At 68.5% G+C, this 18,482-nt stretch carries 13 protein-coding genes; 3 read left to right on the top strand and 10 right to left on the bottom strand.

All coding sequences use genetic code 11. The annotated features are described in order from the left end of the window. Nucleotides 1-42: 42 nt before the first annotated feature. Nucleotides 43-1,836: a hypothetical protein gene (locus OV287_RS42275; protein ID WP_267539710.1), complete on the bottom strand. Its 1,794-nt coding sequence runs from the start codon at nucleotides 1,834-1,836 to the stop codon at nucleotides 43-45. Nucleotides 1,837-2,084: 248 nt separating this feature from the next. Beyond that, nucleotides 2,085-2,879: a glutaminyl-peptide cyclotransferase gene (locus OV287_RS42270; protein WP_267539709.1), complete on the bottom strand. Its 795-nt coding sequence runs from the start codon at nucleotides 2,877-2,879 to the stop codon at nucleotides 2,085-2,087. Between the two features lie 62 nt (nucleotides 2,880-2,941). On the opposite strand from OV287_RS42270, the gene OV287_RS42265 reads away from it, so the two are divergent. Continuing rightward, complete coding sequence (locus tag OV287_RS42265; protein ID WP_308809785.1) at nucleotides 2,942-3,790, top strand: alpha/beta hydrolase; 849 nt, start codon at nucleotides 2,942-2,944, stop codon at nucleotides 3,788-3,790. Further along, nucleotides 3,787-4,359, top strand: coding sequence for a hypothetical protein (locus tag OV287_RS42260; RefSeq protein WP_267539708.1), 573 nt, complete (start codon nucleotides 3,787-3,789; stop codon nucleotides 4,357-4,359). The genes OV287_RS42265 and OV287_RS42260 overlap by 4 nt, the downstream gene beginning before the upstream one ends. Before the next feature lie 4 nt (nucleotides 4,360-4,363). Here the strand turns inward: OV287_RS42260 and OV287_RS42255 are convergent, their stop codons facing one another. From OV287_RS42255 to OV287_RS42235, 5 genes are all read right to left on the bottom strand, one after another. Further along, nucleotides 4,364-4,948, bottom strand: coding sequence for a hypothetical protein (locus OV287_RS42255; protein WP_267539707.1), 585 nt, complete (start codon nucleotides 4,946-4,948; stop codon nucleotides 4,364-4,366). Between the two features lie 51 nt (nucleotides 4,949-4,999). After that, complete coding sequence (locus tag OV287_RS42250; RefSeq protein WP_267539706.1) at nucleotides 5,000-5,938, bottom strand: L-lactate dehydrogenase; 939 nt, start codon at nucleotides 5,936-5,938, stop codon at nucleotides 5,000-5,002. A 111-nt stretch (nucleotides 5,939-6,049) separates the two neighbouring features. Beyond that, nucleotides 6,050-7,255: a threonine--tRNA ligase gene (gene thrS / locus OV287_RS42245; RefSeq protein ID WP_267539705.1), complete on the bottom strand. Its 1,206-nt coding sequence runs from the start codon at nucleotides 7,253-7,255 to the stop codon at nucleotides 6,050-6,052. A 300-nt stretch (nucleotides 7,256-7,555) separates the two neighbouring features. Next, nucleotides 7,556-8,095 (bottom strand): ankyrin repeat domain-containing protein, encoded by a 540-nt coding sequence (locus tag OV287_RS42240; RefSeq protein ID WP_267539704.1) that lies wholly within the window; start codon nucleotides 8,093-8,095, stop codon nucleotides 7,556-7,558. Between the two features lie 37 nt (nucleotides 8,096-8,132). Then, a complete protein-coding gene (locus tag OV287_RS42235) occupies nucleotides 8,133-9,605 on the bottom strand; it encodes a catalase (RefSeq protein WP_267539703.1) in 1,473 nt (490 codons plus the stop codon). 129 nt (nucleotides 9,606-9,734) lie between these two features. On the opposite strand from OV287_RS42235, the gene OV287_RS42230 reads away from it, so the two are divergent. Beyond that, entirely contained in the window at nucleotides 9,735-10,664 is a 930-nt protein-coding gene (locus tag OV287_RS42230) for a LysR substrate-binding domain-containing protein (protein ID WP_267539702.1), read from the top strand. Nucleotides 10,665-10,831: 167 nt separating this feature from the next. Here the strand turns inward: OV287_RS42230 and gspC are convergent, their stop codons facing one another. The 3 genes from gspC to OV287_RS42215 all read right to left on the bottom strand — a co-directional run bounded on the left by gspC (nucleotide 10,832) and on the right by OV287_RS42215 (nucleotide 18,477). Beyond that, nucleotides 10,832-11,722 (bottom strand): type II secretion system protein GspC, encoded by an 891-nt coding sequence (gspC, locus tag OV287_RS42225; protein WP_267539701.1) that lies wholly within the window; start codon nucleotides 11,720-11,722, stop codon nucleotides 10,832-10,834. A 183-nt stretch (nucleotides 11,723-11,905) separates the two neighbouring features. After that, complete coding sequence (locus OV287_RS42220; RefSeq protein WP_267539700.1) at nucleotides 11,906-14,506, bottom strand: MupA/Atu3671 family FMN-dependent luciferase-like monooxygenase; 2,601 nt, start codon at nucleotides 14,504-14,506, stop codon at nucleotides 11,906-11,908. Beyond that, nucleotides 14,503-18,477, bottom strand: coding sequence for a non-ribosomal peptide synthetase (locus tag OV287_RS42215; RefSeq protein ID WP_267539699.1), 3,975 nt, complete (start codon nucleotides 18,475-18,477; stop codon nucleotides 14,503-14,505). Before OV287_RS42215 ends, OV287_RS42220 begins: the two co-directional genes overlap by 4 nt. Nucleotides 18,478-18,482 lie beyond the last annotated feature (5 nt).

Here is an 18,482-nt window from a genome sequence, read left to right as displayed (position 1 = left end):
CGGGGTGAGGGTGTCCGGGCCCCGGGTTGAACCGGAGGACCTCTACTGCGTCCCTCCCGGCCACACGGGAGCATCCGCCTGGTCCGCGGGCCAGACCGTACCCCTGTTGCCAGGAATCTCGCGGCCCTCGGGGTCGGTCACGAAGTTCCCCATGTCTCCGAAGGCCCGCTCGGCATTCACCGTCCCTCCACGCTGACGCATGGGCCCGAGCGCCGTCCCCTGCCGCACCGCGACCACTTCATGAGGCCCTGGCCTCAGGTCCACGAGCGCGCCCTTGCGTGCGGCGTCCAGCAACTGCTGCTCGTTGCCAATCGGATCGGCCACCGTCTTGGCCTTGAATGTCCAGACCAACAAGCTCGTGGGCTCGCGCCCGGCGAAAGCCTGCTCGAGCAGGTCCTTGCTGCCGAAGAACTGCTTGCCGATGTCGTTCTGGTTCACGGGCCCGGCCATCAGACACACGCCCCCGCGAAGATCACACCCCTCGGGAATCTCCGCCGTACCGGACACCTCGGCGACCAGCGCACCGCGCGCCGCGGCCGCTCCAAAGGCTCGCACCGCATGCGCGAAGGACAGCCCCGACTGCTCCACCTCGCGGCGGGACAACCCTCCGACGTAGATGCGCTGACCTGCGAGCGCGAAGGCCTTCCGCCCGCGCGCACTATTCCGCGAGAGCGCACGCCCGAGCGCCAGGTCCGCCCACAAGGGCAGCCGGGCGATGAGCTTCTCAGTGATCTGCTCCAACTCCTCGCGCACTGCGCGCAACCGCTCCTTGCCATGGGGCGTGAGCACATCGATGCGCTCGAGCAGCACCAGCTCCTTGGCCCGCTCGCGGGACACTCCGGTGAACCGAGAGAAGGCGTTGTAGGCCGCACGGCCCGCCTGCACCGTCAGCTCCTCGGGCACGTCCATGGGCTGGCGGGTCTGATAGGCCGGGGGAGCACTCGACTCGGCATTGACGCCGGGCTGGATGCGCTCGCTGCGCAGGGCGAGCAGGGCCGCGCCCAGGCGCCGCGCCGTGGTGCGCTCCATCGGCACGCGCTCGTCCTCGGACGCGTAGCCCACCTGGGCCACCAGCGAGATGCGCCAGCCCGCCGCACGCTCCGCCGTGCTGAGTCCGACCAGGGCCTCCAGCTCGCGCAGGGCCGCCGCGTCCGCGGGCTGCTCGAAGGGCTCCAGGAAGACCTGGGCACGCCGTGTCCCCGCGGAGGCAATCACGGTCGCACGCTCCATGGCATCCGCGAGGACGCCAAGGTGCAGCTCCTTGAGGTAGCCGATGGTGGGGATGTCATCCGCGTGGCGGAAGCGCTTGGCCCAGGCGCGCAGCGGCACGGTGATGAGGCTGGCCAGCGGCTTGTGGCCGACGAAGGTGAGCAGGAAGGTGAAGGGAGTGCGGTAGGGGCGCGCGAGCACCACGTGGGTGAAGGCGGCGCCGTCGAGCACGGGCGCTTCCTTGCGGCCGATGCGCCTCAGCAGAGAGGCTGCCTGCTCGGAGTCCTTGGGGCCGAGGAGTACCTCGCGCTGCCCGCGGAAGTTGGTGGACTGTCGCGCCGAGAGCACCCCCAGCGAGCACTCCTCGAAGAGCTCGCGCTCGGTGAGGGCGGGGCCGGGGACGAACCGAGACGGCCTCGGGAGCGAGAGGAGCGACAGCATCGTGCTGGCTTCCTCCCGAGAGAGCGAGACACGCGTGCGGTAGCCGACGGGCGAGGATGACTCGAGCGACTCGGGCAGGTGATAGCGCGTGCGCTTCTCGTCGGCGGCAGCGAAGCGCGCATCCCGGCGGACGCGGAACTCGGACGGGGGGGCGGGGATCGTCACCAGCTCGAGCGGCTTGCTCACGGGTGACTCCTCGACATGGACGGGCTTCCTCATGGGAGCGCGAGAGTGCCAGTGCCGGGGGCTGGCTGTCGCCCCCCACGTGCGGTGAACACATCGCCAGCCCCCCCAGGCAGACCCGTGAGCAAGAGCCCTTGCCTGCTCAATGCTCTGCTTCCGGATAAGAAGGAGGGTTCCCGGATGTCGATCCTCCTGATGCGGTGCGACGAGCACGCTGCACCGCATCAGGCTCTGCGAGGTCGACCGGTAGGCTACCTGGGCACGAGCCGGATGTGGAACAGCTTGGGCCAGCGCTTGCCGGTGACGAGCAGCCGCTCCCGGGCCGCATCCCAGGCGATGCCGTTGAGTACGTCCTCGTTCCCAGTCCGGTTCTCCGGAGGGAGCAGGCCCGAGAGATCGATCCACCCGGTCACGCGTCCCGTGGCCGGGTCGATACGGGCGATCTCATGGCGCATGTACACGTTGGCGTAGATCTCACCCTTCACGTACTCCAGCTCGTTGAGCTCGGAGATCTCCCGGCCGGCGTCGGTGACCCGGAGGGTGCGCTGCACCGCGAGCGTGGCGGGGTCGAGGAAGCGCAGCGTGCTGGTGCCATCGCTCATGATGAGGGAGGTGCCATCGTCGGTGAGCCCCCAGCCCTCGGTGGGGTAGTTGAACTGGCCTACCTGCTGGAACGTCGCGGCGTCGTAGATGAAGCCCACCTGCGAGCGCCAGGTGAGCTGGTAGAGCCTGCCCTTGAAGAAGGTGACCCCCTCGCCGAAATACTGCCGCTCCAGGTTGTGCCGGCGCAGGACCGCGCCGGTCTCGAGCTCCACCTCACGCAGGCTCGACAGGCCATTGAGTCCCGTGCCCTCGTACAGCTTGCCATCGCGGTAGACGAGCCCCTGCGTGTAGGCACTGGGATCATGGGGCCAGCTCTGCACGACAGCGAAGCCGGACACGGGCGTGCTCGCCGTGGGCTGAGGAGGGCGCTCGCTCCGGCAGGCCAACACGGTGAGCAGCACGAGGGAGGTGAGCCACGCGGGAGGAAGACGTCGGGGAATCACGAAGAGGCTCCTGGGGGAGGAAATGCAGGCTACCTCGAAGAACACGGATGCGGAGGGGCCCTGTGCTTGTCGTACTCTCGCGGCCCATGCCCCCCTTCCCCAACCCTAGATGTCCGCTCGCGCTCGGGCTTGCCCTCGTCGCCGTCTTGACGCTCGCCGGGTGCGGCCCCACAACCGCTCAGGAGTCCGAGCCGTTCCACTCCACGCTGCTCGAACGTGACTTCATCCTGCACTCCTACGTCCCCGCGGAGCACGGCGGCGAGCTGCCGGTGGTGCTCGTGCTCGACGGCAACTCCATGTTCGACCCCGTCGTGGAGGCGCTCGAACAGGGCCTGGCACGTGGCGAGCTCGAGCCGGCGGTGGTCATCGGGATTGCGTACGCCGGGTCGCAGAATGCCCGCAGCACGGACTTCACCCCCGTGCCGGACGACCGGATACCGGACAGCGGCGGTGCCTCCCAGTACTTCGATTTCGTCGAGCAGGAGCTGCTCCCCCACCTCGAGTCGCGGTTTCCGATCTCCCGGCGCAAGGAGGATCGCGCGCTGTTCGGACATTCCTTCGGAGGGCTCGCGGGAGCATACGCCCTCTTCGAGCGTCCGGAGCTGTTCGGCCGTTACGGGCTGGCGTCCCCTTCATTGTGGTACGGGGATGGCATCACCTACTCCTGGGAGGAGACGCGTGCCGCGGGCAGCCGCGAATGGCCGGTGACCATCTGGATGTCGACGGGCGCATGGGAGGGGGCGGAGATGGCCGGGGGCTTCGAGTTCCTCGACGAGAAGTTGCGCTCGCGGAACTACACGGGCCTGCGGTACGAGTCGGCGCTCATCCCGGCGCAGGGGCACCTTGGGAGCTTCACCGAGTCACTCCAGCGCGCGACCGAGTTCGTGCTGAAGAAGGAGGAGCAGCCATGACGATGGGACTCTCCCTGGCGACCGCGCTGCTCCTGGCGGGCGCCCCCGAGACGGACGTGCGGGTGGTGGATCAGGTCGATCTACAGCTCGACCTCATCAACTCCGCTGGAATCCCGCTGCCCACGCCCTTGTATTCCCTCGGGCTGGCGGTGCAGGTCCGGAAGGAGCTGCCGTGGGGTTTCTACCTGGGCCTGCGCGAGCACGCCGTGATGCCCTGGCACACACTCACCAGCTCCTCACAGGCTGCGCGCTTCGACACCCAGGCCATCGGCGGCATCGGCTGGCCGGTGGGCCGCTCGTGGCAGCTCTCCCTCGGGCTCCAGGCGGGAGTCCGCGTCGGATACACAGGAGGCCGGGTGTCCTACCAGGAGGGGCGCTACGCCTTTACGTACGACAACTGGGGCGCCCGGTTCTCCTCCCAGGCCATCCTCGGCTACCGACACAACCTGTCCGATTCGTTTGGCCTTACCGCGCAGCTCGCCTTCCCACTCACCAACATGATTGGCGAGCTCTTCGATGGCGACACGGGGCTGCTCTCGTTCGGCGTGGTGTGGCGGCCCGGCGCGTAGGACGTCAGGGGTACTTCGTCGAGAAGTCGCTGGACGGCCAGAAGAAGCCCCACTCTGTCTCGATGACCACCGGACCGCGAGCTTGCGCACCATGGACCTGGACACGCAGGTCCGTGGGCTTCTCCTTGATTCGCGCAGAGCCCCCGGGCCAGGGAGGCGTCGCGAGCAACACCTCGATGTCCGGGGTGGGCTCTGTCCGGTTCCGTTCCAGGCGGAGATCCGCGTACGGGCTGCTCGAGTCGGTGCCCTTTTCGATGCGGATCGTCATGTACATCGTCACCGGCCGTCCAGCGGCCACGATGCGCCGCAGGCGCCTGTAGTACCGCGGTGCGCGTATCAGCTGGAGCACTCCGAACACGACGGCAATGAGTCCCCAGAGCGGAAGTTGTCCGGGAAACTCCATGTGTTCGATGCGCTCTCCCATGTCGAGCTGCTCCAGGAAGCTGTGTCCGCCCACCAGGATGAGGGCCAGCCCGGTGAGGAGCCACCCGAGGCCCCAGCGGGAGGAGGAGACGATCTGTTGGTGGATCCAGTGCTGGAATTCGACCTGTCGGGCCTCGGCGGATAGCGGTACGGGGGGAATGTTCATGGGGCCCCGAAGCCATAGCTGCTCGGGGCGGTGGAGGAAAGCCCGCGTTGCTCAGAAGCCCAGCGTGCGGATGGCCTGGCGGATCGTATCCGCGCTCCGTTTCAGGCCCTCGCGCTCAGTGTCATTGAGCGGCATCTCCAGCACCGTCTCCACGCCCGTGCGGTTGACGATGCTCGGCACGCTCATGCACACGTCGCTGATGCCCTGGTAGCCCTCCAGCCGCGAGCTCACGGGCAGCACCCGCTGCTCGTCGTACAGCACCGCCTCGAGGATTTGAACCGTGGCCAGGCCGATGGCGTAGTTGGTGGCGCCCTTGCCCTGGATGATCTGATAGGCGGCGGTGCGGACGTCGTCGAAGATGCGGGTGCGGTCCTCCTCCGTCAGCCGGGAGTGCCCTGGCGCCGCCCATTGCGTCAGCGGAACCACCCCTACCGTCGCCGAGCTCCACAGGGGAATCTCCGAGTCCCCGTGCTCGCCCGCGATGAGGGCGTGCACGTTCTGCACCGCCACGTTCAGGTGGCGGGCAATCAGGAAGCGGAAGCGCGAGGAGTCCAGCACCGTTCCGCTGCCGAACACCCGCCGTGCCGGCAGGTCGCTCAGCTTCTGCACCACGTACGTCAACACGTCCACCGGGTTGGTCACCAGCAGCAGCAGCGCATTCGGGGCCACTTTCAGCAGTTGCGGTATGAGCGAGCGGCACAGCTCCACGTTCGAACCGGCCAGCTCCATCCGCGTCTGCCCCGGCTTCTGCTTGGCACCCGCGGTGATGACCACCACGTCCGCGTCCGCGCACACGCTGATGTCGTCCGAGCCCACCAGCGTGGCCATGGGCACGAACTGCAACCCGTGGTTCAGGTCCAGCACCTCCGCGTCCACCTTGGCCCGGTTGATGTCGTAGAGGGCGAGTTGCTTGGCCACTCCACGAATCATGGTGGCATAGGCAATGGTGGCCCCCACCGAGCCGGCTCCGACGATTGCGATCTTGTTCACACGCTCAGCCATAGGTGACGCAGCCAACCACATCCCGGCGTCGAGACTCCAGGCGCTTGGGACAGCAGGGTTGCGCATGCACCCTCTCCCAAAGGGAGAGGGGACTTCTTGTTACGCCGCGGCCGAGGGCCGGCACTCGGCGACGAGCACCGCCACTGCCTCGTCCCACGGCAGGTCGCGCTGCTCTCCGTCCCTCCTCCGCAACCGGAGGGCATTCTTCTCCACCTCCCGGTTACCCACCACGACGAGCCACGGTACGCCGGCGTGGTGCGCGTCGACGATCTTCCGGGACAGCGATTCGCCCCGGACATCCACGCTCGCGCGGCAGCCGACCTCGCGCAGCTTCGCGGCGAAGCGCTCGGCGTAACTGGCGGCCGCTTCACTCACCGCCGCCACCACCACCTGCTCCGGCGCGAGCCACGCGGGCAGCGAGCCCTCATGGTGCTCCAGCAGGATACCGATGAAGCGCTCCAAGCTTCCGAGCATCGCCCGGTGGAGCATCATCGGCCGGCGCTTCTGTCCCGAGGCATCCACGTAGCTCAGGTCGAACCGCTCCGGCAGCACCAGGTCGAGCTGGATGGTCCCGCATTGCCAGGCACGGCCGAGCCGGTCCTTCAGCACGAACTCCAGCTTGGGCCCGTAGAAGGCACCCTGGCCGGGCTGCATGAGGCATTTGAGTCCTACCTGTTTCGCCGCATCCAGGAGCAGGGACTCAGCCAGGTCCCACACCTCGTCACTTCCCGCGCGCTGGGCGGGACGGCTGGAGAAGGCCACCTCTACGTCCTCGAAGCCGAAGTCGGCATAGAAAGACTGGAGCGAGCGGCAGAAGCGGAAGACCTCCTCCCGCATCTGCTCCTCGGCACAGAAGACGTGGCCGTCATCCTGGGTGAACTGGCGCAGGCGGAACAGGCCGTGGAGCGCTCCGCCTGGCTCGTTGCGGTGCACCAGCCCGAACTCGCCCAGCCGCAAGGGCAGGTCCCGGTAGCTGGGGGCCATGCGGTGCACGAGCTGGATGTGGCCGGGGCAGCTCACCGGCTTCACCGCGAGGTGCCGCTCGCCCTCTCCGACGAGCTGGAACATGTTCTCGCGGAAGTTCTCCCAGTGGCCGCTGCGCTCCCAGATGGGCTGGGAGAGGATTTGAGGGGTCCTCACCTCGCTGTAGCCCTCGCGTTGCATCTGCTGCCGGACGCGGCTCTCGATGAGCCGGTAGAGCAGGTAGCCGCGCGGGTGCCAGAAGACCATGCCGGGGGCCTCCTCCTGCAGGTGGAAGAGGTCCAGGCGCTGGCCGAGGGAACGGTGGTCGTGTTCGTCGAGCATTGCGTACTCCGATACGGGAAAGAGGCCTTCCGGTCGGAGCACTGAGCGCTTGCACGGACGCCCCGGCCGGTGAAGGCGGGGCAGGGAACCGTGCGTTCGTCAGCTCACACGCACGAGTCCACTCCCGCCGGTTGAGTGGCGGTGGTGGTCGTCGTGGTCGTAGCGCTGAAGAAGCTCACGTGACGCAAGGTGCGCGTGCACGCATTTTTTGTCAAGCCGGGTTGCGGTGACTGTCCGGCCGCCGTGCACGGAGCGCGGCGGGCGAGGTGAAGCGTTGTCAGGCGCGGTGCTGCTCGTGCGTCACTTGCTGATCGCGAGCCATTCCGTGAGCCGCTCCGGCGTCCGGCGGGCTCCCATGGCACGGGCGTAGTCGAGCGCCGTGCGGCCCTCGGCGTCCCTGCGCTCCGGCGACGCGCCCCGTGCGAGCAACAGCTCGAGCACCTCCACCTGGTCGAACATCGCCGCGAACATGAGAGGCGTCTTGCCGTCGGGTCCCGAGCCATCCACCCGGGCCCCGTAGTCCAGCAGCAGCCGGGCCATGGTGGCGTTCCCCTTGAAGGCGACTCCGGCCAGCGGCGTCTGTCCGCGATCGTTGGTGCGCTCTGGGTCGGCTCCTCGCTCCAGGAGGGCCAGGGCAACGCCCTCCTGGCCGAGGTAGCTGGCGAGCATCAGCAGGGTGTCCCCCTTCTCGTTGCTGAGGTTGACGGGCAGCCCCGAGTCGACGAGCCACGCCAGGTTGGCCGTCTCCCCGGCCCTCGCGTGCTGGAACGCCATCCGCGCCAGGGCCATCACGTCGTCGTCCGTCACCGTCATCTGCGAATCAGGAGTCTGGTTCTTCATGGAGAGAGCCTCGAGAAAGGGGGAAGGGGAGGGGAACTCAGCGCGAGCGGCGCTTGTCGTGAACGGCCTTCGCCACGCGCGCGCCGTACTCCTCGTCGGCGTTGCGGAAGTGGGCGATGCTGCGCGTGATGACGTCTTCGCGGCTCACCTGGGACAGGCTGCCCGAGATGTTCTCCACCAGGCGCTGGCGCTCCGGCTCGCTCATCAGCCGGTAGAGGTTGCCGGCCTGCACGAAGTCGTTGTCCTCGGCGTGCCGCACCGGGACGTAGGTGCCCGTGGAGCCGGTGACGGAGACCCCGAGGCCCGTGGCGTCATGGGTCTGCGCGGGGCCGTTGTAGCTGTTCGGCTCGTAGTTCTTGCTGCGCCCGCCGTTGCCGTCGAAGGTCATGGTGCCGTCACGGCCGTAGTTGCGCGCGCCGCCCTGGACGCCCTTGGGCGAGTTCACCGGCAGGCGGGTGTGGTTGATGCCGAGCCGGTAGCGCTGCGCATCTCCGTAGGCGAAGAGGCGCGCCTGCAGCATGCGGTCTGGCGAGGGGCCAATGCCCGGCACGAAGTTGCTCGGGTCGAGCGCTGCCTGCTCCACGTCAGCGAAGTAGTTGTCCGGGGCTCGGTTGAGCACCAGCTTGCCCACCTCGATGAGGGGGTAGTCCTCGTAGGGCCACACCTTGGTGAGGTCGAACGGGTTGAAGCGGTAGGTGGGCGCGTCGGCCTCGGGCATCACCTGCACCTTGAGCGTCCACGAGGGGAGCTCGCCGCGCTCGAGCGCCTGGTAGAGGTCGCGCTGGTGGTGCTGCGGATCCTTCCCGCCAATGGCCGAGGCCTCATCGGAGGAGAGGGTGCGGATGCCCTGGTCGGTCTTGAAGTGGAACTTCACCCAGAAGCGCTCGCCCTTCGCGTTCACCCATTGGAAGGTGTGCGAGCCGAAGCCGTCCATGTGGCGCAGCGTCGCGGGGATGCCCCGGTCACCGAAGAGCCAGGTGAACTGGTGCGTGGCCTCGGGCGAATGGGAGAAGAAGTCCCACTGGTTGTCGGGCTCCTGGCAGTTGGTGAACGGGTCGTACTTCTGCGAGTGGATGAAGTCCGGGAACTTGATGCCGTCGCGCAGGAAGAAGACGGGCGTGTTGTTGCCCACCACGTCCCAGTTGCCGTCCTCGGTGTAGAAGCGGACCGCGAAGCCGCGGGGGTCTCGCGCGGTGTCGGGCGCGCCCTTGGAGCCGGCCACGGTGGAGAAGCGCAGGAAGACCTCGGTGCGCTTGCCCTTCGTGTCGAAGAGCTTCATGAGCGTGTAGCGGGAGATGTCCGGGTTGGTCACCTCGAAGTAGCCGTAGGCGCCCGAGCCCACCGCGTGCACCACGCGCTCCGGGATGCGCTCGCGGTTGAAGCGGGCGAGCTTCTCGAGCAGGTGATGGTCCTGAAGGAGCACCGGCCCCAGGGCGCCGGCGGTCTGCGAGTGCTGGTTGTCGGAGACCGGAGCACCGGCCTCGGTGGTCAGACGGGGACGATTGGACACGAGATGTTCTCCCTGCGAGTGGCGTCAGTTCGTGTGTGACGTCGCAGAAAGTAGAGAGCGCGCGCTGATTCGGCCAAGACATCGTCCAGATGGGATTGATAGGGTGGGGTTATCAGTTAGGCCAGAGCCATGCCCTCCCTGAACGACATCTCGCTGAGGCAGTTGGAATATCTCGTCGCCGTCGCCGACCTGCTGGGCTTCCGGCGGGCGGCCGAGCGGTGCCATGTCTCCCAGCCCGCCTTGAGCGCGCAGATTCAACAGCTCGAGGACGTGTTGGGGGTGAAGGTCTTCGAGCGGGACAAGCGCCGGGTGTTGCTGACGCCCGCGGGGGAGGAGTTGGTGGCGCGGGCCCGCCGGGTGCTCACCGAGGCCGGAGATATCCTGTCCGCTGCGTCTCGGCTGGCGGATCCCTTCGCGGGGCCGCTGAGCCTGGGGGTCATCCCCACCATCGCGCCCTATGTGCTGCCCGAGGTCATCCCCGCCCTGGTGAAGCAGTACCCCCGGTTGAAGTTGCGCCTGCGCGAGGACAAGACGGAGGTGCTCGTGCAGGACCTGGCGGAGGGGAGGCTGGATGCGGCCCTGCTCGCGCTCGTTCCCGAGGTGGGAGAGGTGGAGCACGCGGTCATTGCGGAGGACCCCTTCGTCGTCGCGGCGCCCCCCGGGCACCCGCTGGAGAAGAAGAAGCAGGTGCGGTTTCAGGACCTGGATGAGGAGAACGTGCTCCTGCTGGAGGACGGCCACTGCTTCCGGGGACAGGCGCTCGCCCTGTGCACACGCATCGGCGCGCGCGAGGTGGACTTCCGGGCCACCAGCCTCACCACCCTGGCGCAGATGGTGATGTCGGGCGCAGGAGGCGTCACGCTGCTGCCCGCGCTCTCGGTGCCCATCGAGAACCGGCTGGGCCAGCTCGTGGTGCGTCCCTTCGCGGACCCGATGCCGAGTCGCACCCTCGCTCTGGTGTGGCGCCCCGGCTATCCCCGGGCCGATGCGCTCCGAGCACTCGTCGGCACGCTTCGCTCCGTGTGGCCCGGGAACAAGGCAGTCGCGAAGCGCTCGTGACGCGCTCTTCGGGCCCGATCGCGAGCAACTGGTCCGACCATCGGACCAGTTGGTGAAGCGCGCGCCCGGGAGGCCGGTCGGGCCCGGTGTTCCGAAAGTTGTCCAACTGTTGGACAAGTTCGCGAAGAGCGCCTCCGGCGGGTTGCCGGAGTCCTGCTTCGGAGGGCTCAGCGCATCGAGTACGTCAGGCGCATCGGCTGCCCGTTGCGCTCCACCTCCAGTTCGATGTGTGAGGACTCTCGCAGCTTCTGGAAGGCCTCGAGTCCACGCTCCGCGCTGGCGAGCGAGAGCCCGTTGATGCGCTGCAGGACGTCCCCGTTCTGGAGGCCGATGCGGCTGTAGAGCGAGCCTTGCCGGATAGAGAACAGCTTGAAGCCCTGGGGCTCCCCGTTGCGCATGGCGGGGATGACCCGCGCCTGCATGAGCAGTTCACTGGGGTTGGCGAGCACGACATCCAAGTCCTTGCGCGAGACTTCGTAACTCTGAGGGCCGAGCTGCCGGACATCGATGGAGGACTTCGGGTCCGTGGAGGCCGGCGCCGTAGCAGCGCGCGGCTCCACGGGTGGGGGAAGTGCATCCGTCGCCGTGGGGTTGATGTATTCCAGCCGTCCCGAGTTCATCAGCAGCACCCGCGTGCGCTCGATAGCCACCACCTGGGCACCCAGGATGTCACCGCCCATCCACACCGAGCGTGTGCGGTGCGTGGAGCCCTCGTACACGGAGGCGAAGGTGGCGGTGGGATGGGTCCCGATCATCGTGCCCAGCAGCTTCAGGCCCAGCGTGTTCGGCGCCGCCTCGTCTTCGGAATCCGGAGGGGGAATGACCTCCTCGCGCAGCTTGTCCGGCAGTCCCAGGAGGCGGGCGAGCGGTGCCAGGGAGAGCGGTGTCTGCATCTCCTCCTTGGGTGCACGTGCCTTCCTGGGCGGCTCCTCGATGGATGGGAGGGGCTGGAGCCAGGCGTCCACCACCGAATTCACGGAGTGCGCGGCCACCATGCATGTGCACGCGATGCAGAGCAGCGTGAGCACATGGAATGTAGGGCGGATGAGCGTGGACATGAGTGGCCTCCTGAGCGGGTGCGTGGATGCACTCCCCCAGAGCAAGGCCGGGACCAACGGCTGCGCCACGGGCTGCCCCAGAGGGAAGAGGGGGGCTCTTCCCCGCGTGCCACCCCCCGCGAGCGCGACAACCTGTCAGAGGTGTTTCGCGGGGCGTGACAGCCCGTCGTTCTCATCCACCTCTCAGGGGAGCTCGAAGGTGACCCGGGGCTTCCCGGGGAGCCTCTCGTCCAGATACTCGGCCAGCACCCGGCGGGTGCGCAGCGCTTCGTCCCCGGCGAGCTCCTTCAGCTCCGCCAGGTACGTCAGGCCCTCGAACGCATGGACCTCGGCGACGCCGAAGTCGATGAAGCACGCCAGCTCGTCCGCTCCTGCCTCCATCAGCCGGTCCACCATGGGCAGGCACGAGGTGGGCGTGCCAATCAGCGCACTCATCCGGTAGTGCTGCTCGAAGGCGAAGGTGGCCAGCGAGTCGAGCCACTTCGGGTCGTCGATGTCCACCTGGATGTCCAGGCTCCGGACGCGCATTTGCTGGAGCCGCAGGTGCGTGCGCAGGTAGTGCGTGAGTGGCCCGCGGACCCGATCGAGCACTTCGCCGGAGTCCCGCCCCACGAAGGTGTGCAGCATGACTGACACCGTGCCCGCCGCCGGGTCGTGCCCCGCTCGCGCCCGGGCCGCACGGTAGAGGGCAATCTTCTCCCGCACCTCTTCCACCGGTTGCGAGGCCAGCGAGGTCAGCACGTGGAAGCCCAGCTCGCCCGCCTTCTCGAAGAGCTCGGGGTTGCCGGGGCAGGTGAGCCACACTGGCAGCTCGGGCTGGACCGGCCTGGGGAAGGTGCGGAGCTGGACCTCGTTGCCCGCTCCGTCCCGGGTGGCCACGGCACCGCCGCGCCAGAGCTCTCGCACCTGCTCGAGCGAGCGGAAAAGCACCTCGCGCTTGTCCTCGAAGTTGTCCGGCGCCAGCGCGAAGTCGCTGGGCATCCAGCCGGACGTCACCGACAGGCCTACCCGGCCCTTCGACAGGTTGTCGATGACCGACCACTCCTCCGCCACCCGGAAGGGATTGTGCAGGGGCAGCACGACGCTGCCGGAGCGCAGGGCGATGCGCTCGGTGATGGTGCTCAGCGCGGCGCTCAGCACCGAAGGATTCGGGTAGAGCCCTCCGTGCTCGTCGAAGTGGCGCTCGGGCGTCCAGATGGCCGTGAAGCCGTTGCGGTCCGCGAACTTCGCGCCGTCGAGATAGAGGCGGTACTTGTCGCTCGTGCCAGCGCCCTCGTTGGCGAAGAAGAAGAGGCCGAAGCCGGGTTTCTTCCGGGCCGCGCCCGCCGGACGCGCGGGCTCCACGCGGGCCACGAGTGCGCCAGAGCCCGGAGCCTTCGCATCAGGAACCACGGACACTCGGGCTACCGCCGGGTGCTGCGCGAGAACGGCCTCGACCTCGGTTGCTCCGAAGCTCTTGCCTACCGTGATTGAGCTCGCCACCGGGCCCGCCGGGACTTCCACCAGCTTCACGGGCGGCGAGAGCGCGGACAGTTCCTGCTCCGCTCGGAGCGCCAGCTCCTCCATCAGTGTCCCGAGGTGGCCGGCGGCGTGGGCCACCGCGGCGGAGGCGAGCTGCTCGGGGTCGTAGTGGAACCGCAGCTCCAGCCGGGGCCCCTGCGCGGCGCGGACGACGAGCGGAGCGGGGAGCGCCGCGTCATGGATGATGGAGTGGAAGCCGAGGCTCCTGGCAAGAGGTCCTAGCGCTTCGTCCTCGGTCTCGGTGGTGACGATGCTCTCGAAGAGTGGCCTGTCCTCCGGGACGTCGAGCCAGCTTCGGAGCTGGGAGGGCGCGAGGTAATCGGAGGCACGTGTCTCGGAGTGCTCGGCCTGGAGTCCTCGGAGCCAGCGCAGCAGCGTGCCCCGTGAGGGTACTTGGAGGCGGCAGGGCATGAGGGTGGCGAAGCGCCCCACCAGGGGACCGCCGCCGGACAGTGCGGGCGGGAGTCCAGATGTGAAGGTACCGAAGAGCAGATCATCTCCCTGTCCATGCTGGTGGAGGAGCACTGCCCATGCGGCCTGGAGCAGCGTCGAGAGGTCCAGCATGTGCTGCCGCAAGAACGCCTGCACATGAGCGGTGGCCGCGGGACTCAGGAAGAACCGCTGCAACGACACTCCCTCTCCCTCTGGGAGAGGGTCGGGGTGAGGGTCTTCCCGCCGTGCCACGTACCACGCCTCGGGAAGCCCTGAACGCCGCGCGCCCCGGAGCAGCTCCCGGACCCGCTGTTCCGCCTCGTGCGCGTCCTGTTGCTCGAACCAGGCCATGAAGTCCCGCTGGGGCCGACTCTTCCCGAGCCCCGGCTCGCTCCCCTCGCGAGCAGCGCGGTAGAGCAGGAACAGCTCCCGGAGGCAGACGCGTGCCGAGCCCTCATCGAGGATGAGCGGGTGGTACGTGAGGACAACCGCGCCCGTCTCCGGTGAGGTGCGCAGCACAGTGGTGCGGAACAGGGGCGCGTTCGCGGGATTCAGGGGCCGCCGCCGGTCCTCCGTCTCTTCTTCCAGGCGGGGCTCGACCTTCTCTCGCACCACCTGCACGGGCTCGTTCATGCCCTGGGCAAAGAAGGCGGTGCGCAGGGTGGTGTGGCGGGCGAGGAGCTGACGCAGGGCGGACTGGAGAGCCGTCTCGTCCAGCCCCTGGCGGAAGCTCCAGTGCAGGTGGGCGAGCCGGGCCTCTGGTGCCGAGGGCCGCGAGAGAAGCTCTCGCTGCACAGGCGAGAGCCGGTAGACATCCTGGACGTTCTTCATGGGAGGGCGGCCTGCAGGTAGCGGGCGAGCTCCGACACGAGGGGCTCGGCCATCACGGAGTAGTGGTCACCCGGCATCCTGATGAGCTGAGGTGGCTGCTGCGTCACGGTGTCCCAGCCGCCCATCGGTCCCGAGGCAGCCGCGAGCGCGCCGTCCTCCGGGCGGAAGAGGAGGACTCGCGCGGGGTGGCTCCGGTTGGGCACGTACTCCTGGAAGGCGCGGGCGTGGGCCCGGTAGACGCCGAAGCGGGCCCTCAGCACCTCGGGCCCCACGCCGGGAGGCAGCGCGCCCACGCTCCGGGCCCGCTCTCCCAGCAGGGCGAGCCGTGCCTCGGCATCGAGCGGCGCGAGCTCCTCGGCCGAGAGGGTGAGCTCGTGTCCGGCGATGCGCCCCAGCTCCATCGCGAAGCCTAAGAGCAGGGTCGTGTCATCGAGCCGTGCGGGTCCGGCTCCGGGCTGAAGCGTCGGTACCCAGCTGTCGATCAGCGCGACGAGCTCAACAGTCTGCCCAAGCCGAAGCAGCTCGCGCGCCATCTCGAAGACGACCAGGCCACCCATGGACCAGCCCGCGAGGAAATAAGGGCCCTCGGGCTGTACCTTGCGCAGGACCTCGAGGTAGGCCGCCGCCATGGCCTCGAGTGAGGTGAAGGGCTCGCGGGTGCCATCGAGCCCCGGAGCTTCGAGACCGTAGAGGGGCTGCTCCATCCCCAGCCGTCGGGAGAGCGGCACGTAACAGAGTGCGCTGCCACCGATGGGGTGCACACAGAAGAGAGGCCGCCGCTTGCCTCGGGTCTGGATGGGAACGAGTGGTGTCCAGTCCGTGGTGGCCGAGGGCTCCTGGCGCAGCAGCTCGGCGAGCCGCTCGACGGTGGGGTGCGTGAAGAGCACCGACAGAGGCAGGGTGCGGCCCATCCGTTTGGAGACCTGGGACAGCAAGCTCATCGCGAGCAGCGAGTGCCCTCCCAGCGCGAAGAAGCTCTGGTCGATGCCCACCGGCCGCACGTTCAGCAGCTCCTCCCAGAGCTCGACGAGCCGCAGCTCCACGGCGTCACGTGGAGCCGTGGGAGGCGTCTCGGGAGCGCGGGCGCCAGTGGGGACGGGCAGGGCCTTGCGGTCCACCTTGCCGTTGGGGGACAGCGGCAGGACGTCCAGCACCACCACGGCCGAGGGCACCATGTGCGCGGGCAGCTGCTCTGAGAGAAAGGCACGCAGCGTCTCCGCCTCTGGGGAGTGGCCCGCGCCCGGCACGACGTAGGCTACCAGGCGTCTGTCACCCGGCACGTCCTCGCGAGCCACCACCACCGCCTCCTTCACGGAGGGGTGCTCCAGGAGCCGTGATTCGATCTCCCCCGTCTCGATGCGGAAGCCGCGGATCTTCACCTGGTGGTCGGCGCGGCCGAGGAACTCGATGCGGCCATCGGGCAGGTACCGGGCGATGTCGCCCGTCCGGTACATCCGCTCCCCCGGCTCGTGGCCGAAGGGGTTGGGGAGGAAGCGCTCCGCGGTGAGCTCCGGCCGGTGGAGGTAGCCCGCCGCGAGCCCGTCGCCGCCGATGTAGAGCTCTCCGGGCACGCCCACTGGCACGGGCTGGAGCTGCCCATCCAGCAGGTACACCTGGGTGTTGGCGATGGGCCGGCCGATGGAGACGGTGCGCTCTACCTGTCCTGGCTCCTTCATCACGTAGCAGGTGGTGAAGGTGGAGCTCTCTGTCGGTCCATAGCCGTTGATGACCCAGCCCGCACGCGAGAGTCTCTCCCTCACCCGGCCCGGTGGAATCACGTCACCGCCGGCGAGCACCTGGCGCACGGAGTCCAGGGCCTCGGGGTGGTACGCCACCATCTGGTCGAAGAGGGGCGCCGTTAGCCACAGCGTCGTCACCGCGAACCGCTCCAGCACCCGCCCCAGCTCCTCGAGCGAATGCATGTGCGGAGGGCACACCGCCAGCTTCGCTCCATGCAGCAGGCTGCCGAAGAGCTCGAAGGCCGAGGTATCGAAGGAGATGGGGGACAGCAGCAGGAACGTCTCTCGCGGCCCGGTCTCGAAATAGCCGGTGTCCATCGCCATGCGCATCACGCCGCGATGAGGCACGCACACGCCCTTGGGCCGTCCCGTCGAGCCCGAGGTGTACATGACATACGCGAGATCCATAGGGCCGATGCCCGCGGACGGTGGTGGTTCCTCGCGCAGCGCGGCGAGCTTCTCCCGGTCCTCGTCCATGAGCACTCGCCGCTCGCCGCCCGCGGGCAGTAGCTCCGCCAGGGAGCGCTGGGTAACGAGCACGGAGACGCGGGCTTGATCCAGCATGAAGGCCAGGCGCTCGCGGGGATAGGCGGGGTCCAGGGGAAGGTAGGCACCGCCCGCCTTGAGGATGCCGAGCACGCCCACCACTGTTTCCGGCGAGCGCTCCAGACACAGGCCGACGATGGCGCCGCGCCCCACCCCGAGCGAGCGCAGGTGCCACGCGAGCTGGTTGGCGCGCCGGTCCAGCTCCCGGTACGTGAGGCGTGCGCTTTCGGCCTCCACTGCTACGGCGTCGGGGGTCCGGGCTACCTGGGCCTCGAAGACCTCGTGCAAGCAGGCGTCGCGAGGGAAGGGCCGCGTGGTGTCGTTCCACTCCACCAGCAACTGGCGTCGTTCCTCCTCCGTTACCAGGGGCAGCTCGCGCAGCCGCCGCTCCGGGTGCGCCACCATGCCCTCGAGGAGGACTCGCACGTGCCCCAGCATCCGGTCGATGGTGGCAGTGTCAAAGCGGCCCGTGTCGTGGACGAGCTGCAACTCCAGCGTCTCGCCCAGGTCCGCCACGAAGGTGAGGGGATGGCCCGTTCGGGGGTCCGCGTATCCGATACCGTCTAGAGACACCGTCCCTCCGGCGATGGGCGCGAGCTTCGGCTTCGGGCCGCCGTGGATGGCAATGACGCTCTGGAACAACGGCTGCCCACGTGGCACCTGGCCGAGGCCCTGTACCTCTACGAGCGAGAGCTGATCATACCGGCGCGCGGCGACCTGGTCCGCCTGGAGCTGCTTGAGCCAGGGGATGAGCCGGGCCTCGGGAGGCACCGCCGTGCGCAGCACCAGCGTGTTGATGACGAGCCCCAGCATCATCTCGGAGCCGGGGAGGGACGGAGAGCGGCTGGACGTCACGTTGCCGAAGGCCACGTCGCTCTCTCCGCTGTAGCGGGAGAGCAGCAGGGCCCAGGCCCCCTGTACGAGTGTGCCCGGTGTGAGCTGATGCTGCCGCGCGAGCGCCGTGAGCCACTCCACCGTGGTGGCGGGGACCTGGAGTGAGCGGGCGGCATAGGTCGCATCCGCCTGGAGTGGCAGCTCCGCGCCACGGTCCACCCAGAAAGGTGTCGGTGCGGTGAAACCCTGGAGCGCCTGTCTCCAGTACTGCTCTGACTCTGCCCGGTCGCGCTTCGATTGCCAGGCGATGAAGTCTCGGAAGGGGCGGACCGGCTCCAGCTCCGGCTCTCGCTCCTGGGAGAGCGAGTCATAGTGGAGGGCCAGCTCCCTCAGGCACAGCGGCAGCGACCAGCCGTCGAGCAGCAGGTGGTGGTAGCTCCACAGGCACCGGTACAGCTCCGGCCCGAGCTGCAGGACGGTGAAGCGCATGAGGGGCGCCGCGGAGAGGGTGAAGCCCCTCTGCCGATCGGTGCTGAGCAGGGCGGCCCACTTCGCTTCCTGCTCGCCCTCCGTCAGGCCCTGCCAGTCCTGCTGCTCCCAGGGGATCTTCACCTCGCGGCGCACGGCCTGGATGGGCTCGGCGAGTCCCTCCCAGAAGAAGGCGGTGCGCAGTACGGCATGGCGCTCCACCATCCGTTGCAGGGACTGGCGCAGCAGCGCGGCATCGAGCGGCCCGCGCCAGAGCCAATACACCTGCTCCACGTAGGTGCCTCCGCGTGGCGAGTAGAGGCTGTGGAACAGCATGCCCTGCTGCATCGGCGAGAGCCGGTAGACATCATCGACGTTCTTCATCGCTT

Source organism: Archangium lansingense, from assembly GCF_026626635.1.
Lineage (GTDB): Bacteria > Myxococcota > Myxococcia > Myxococcales > Myxococcaceae > Archangium > Archangium lansingense.
The sequence above is the reverse complement of the archived record's forward strand: the minus strand, read 5'-3'. Positions and strand labels throughout refer to the sequence as shown.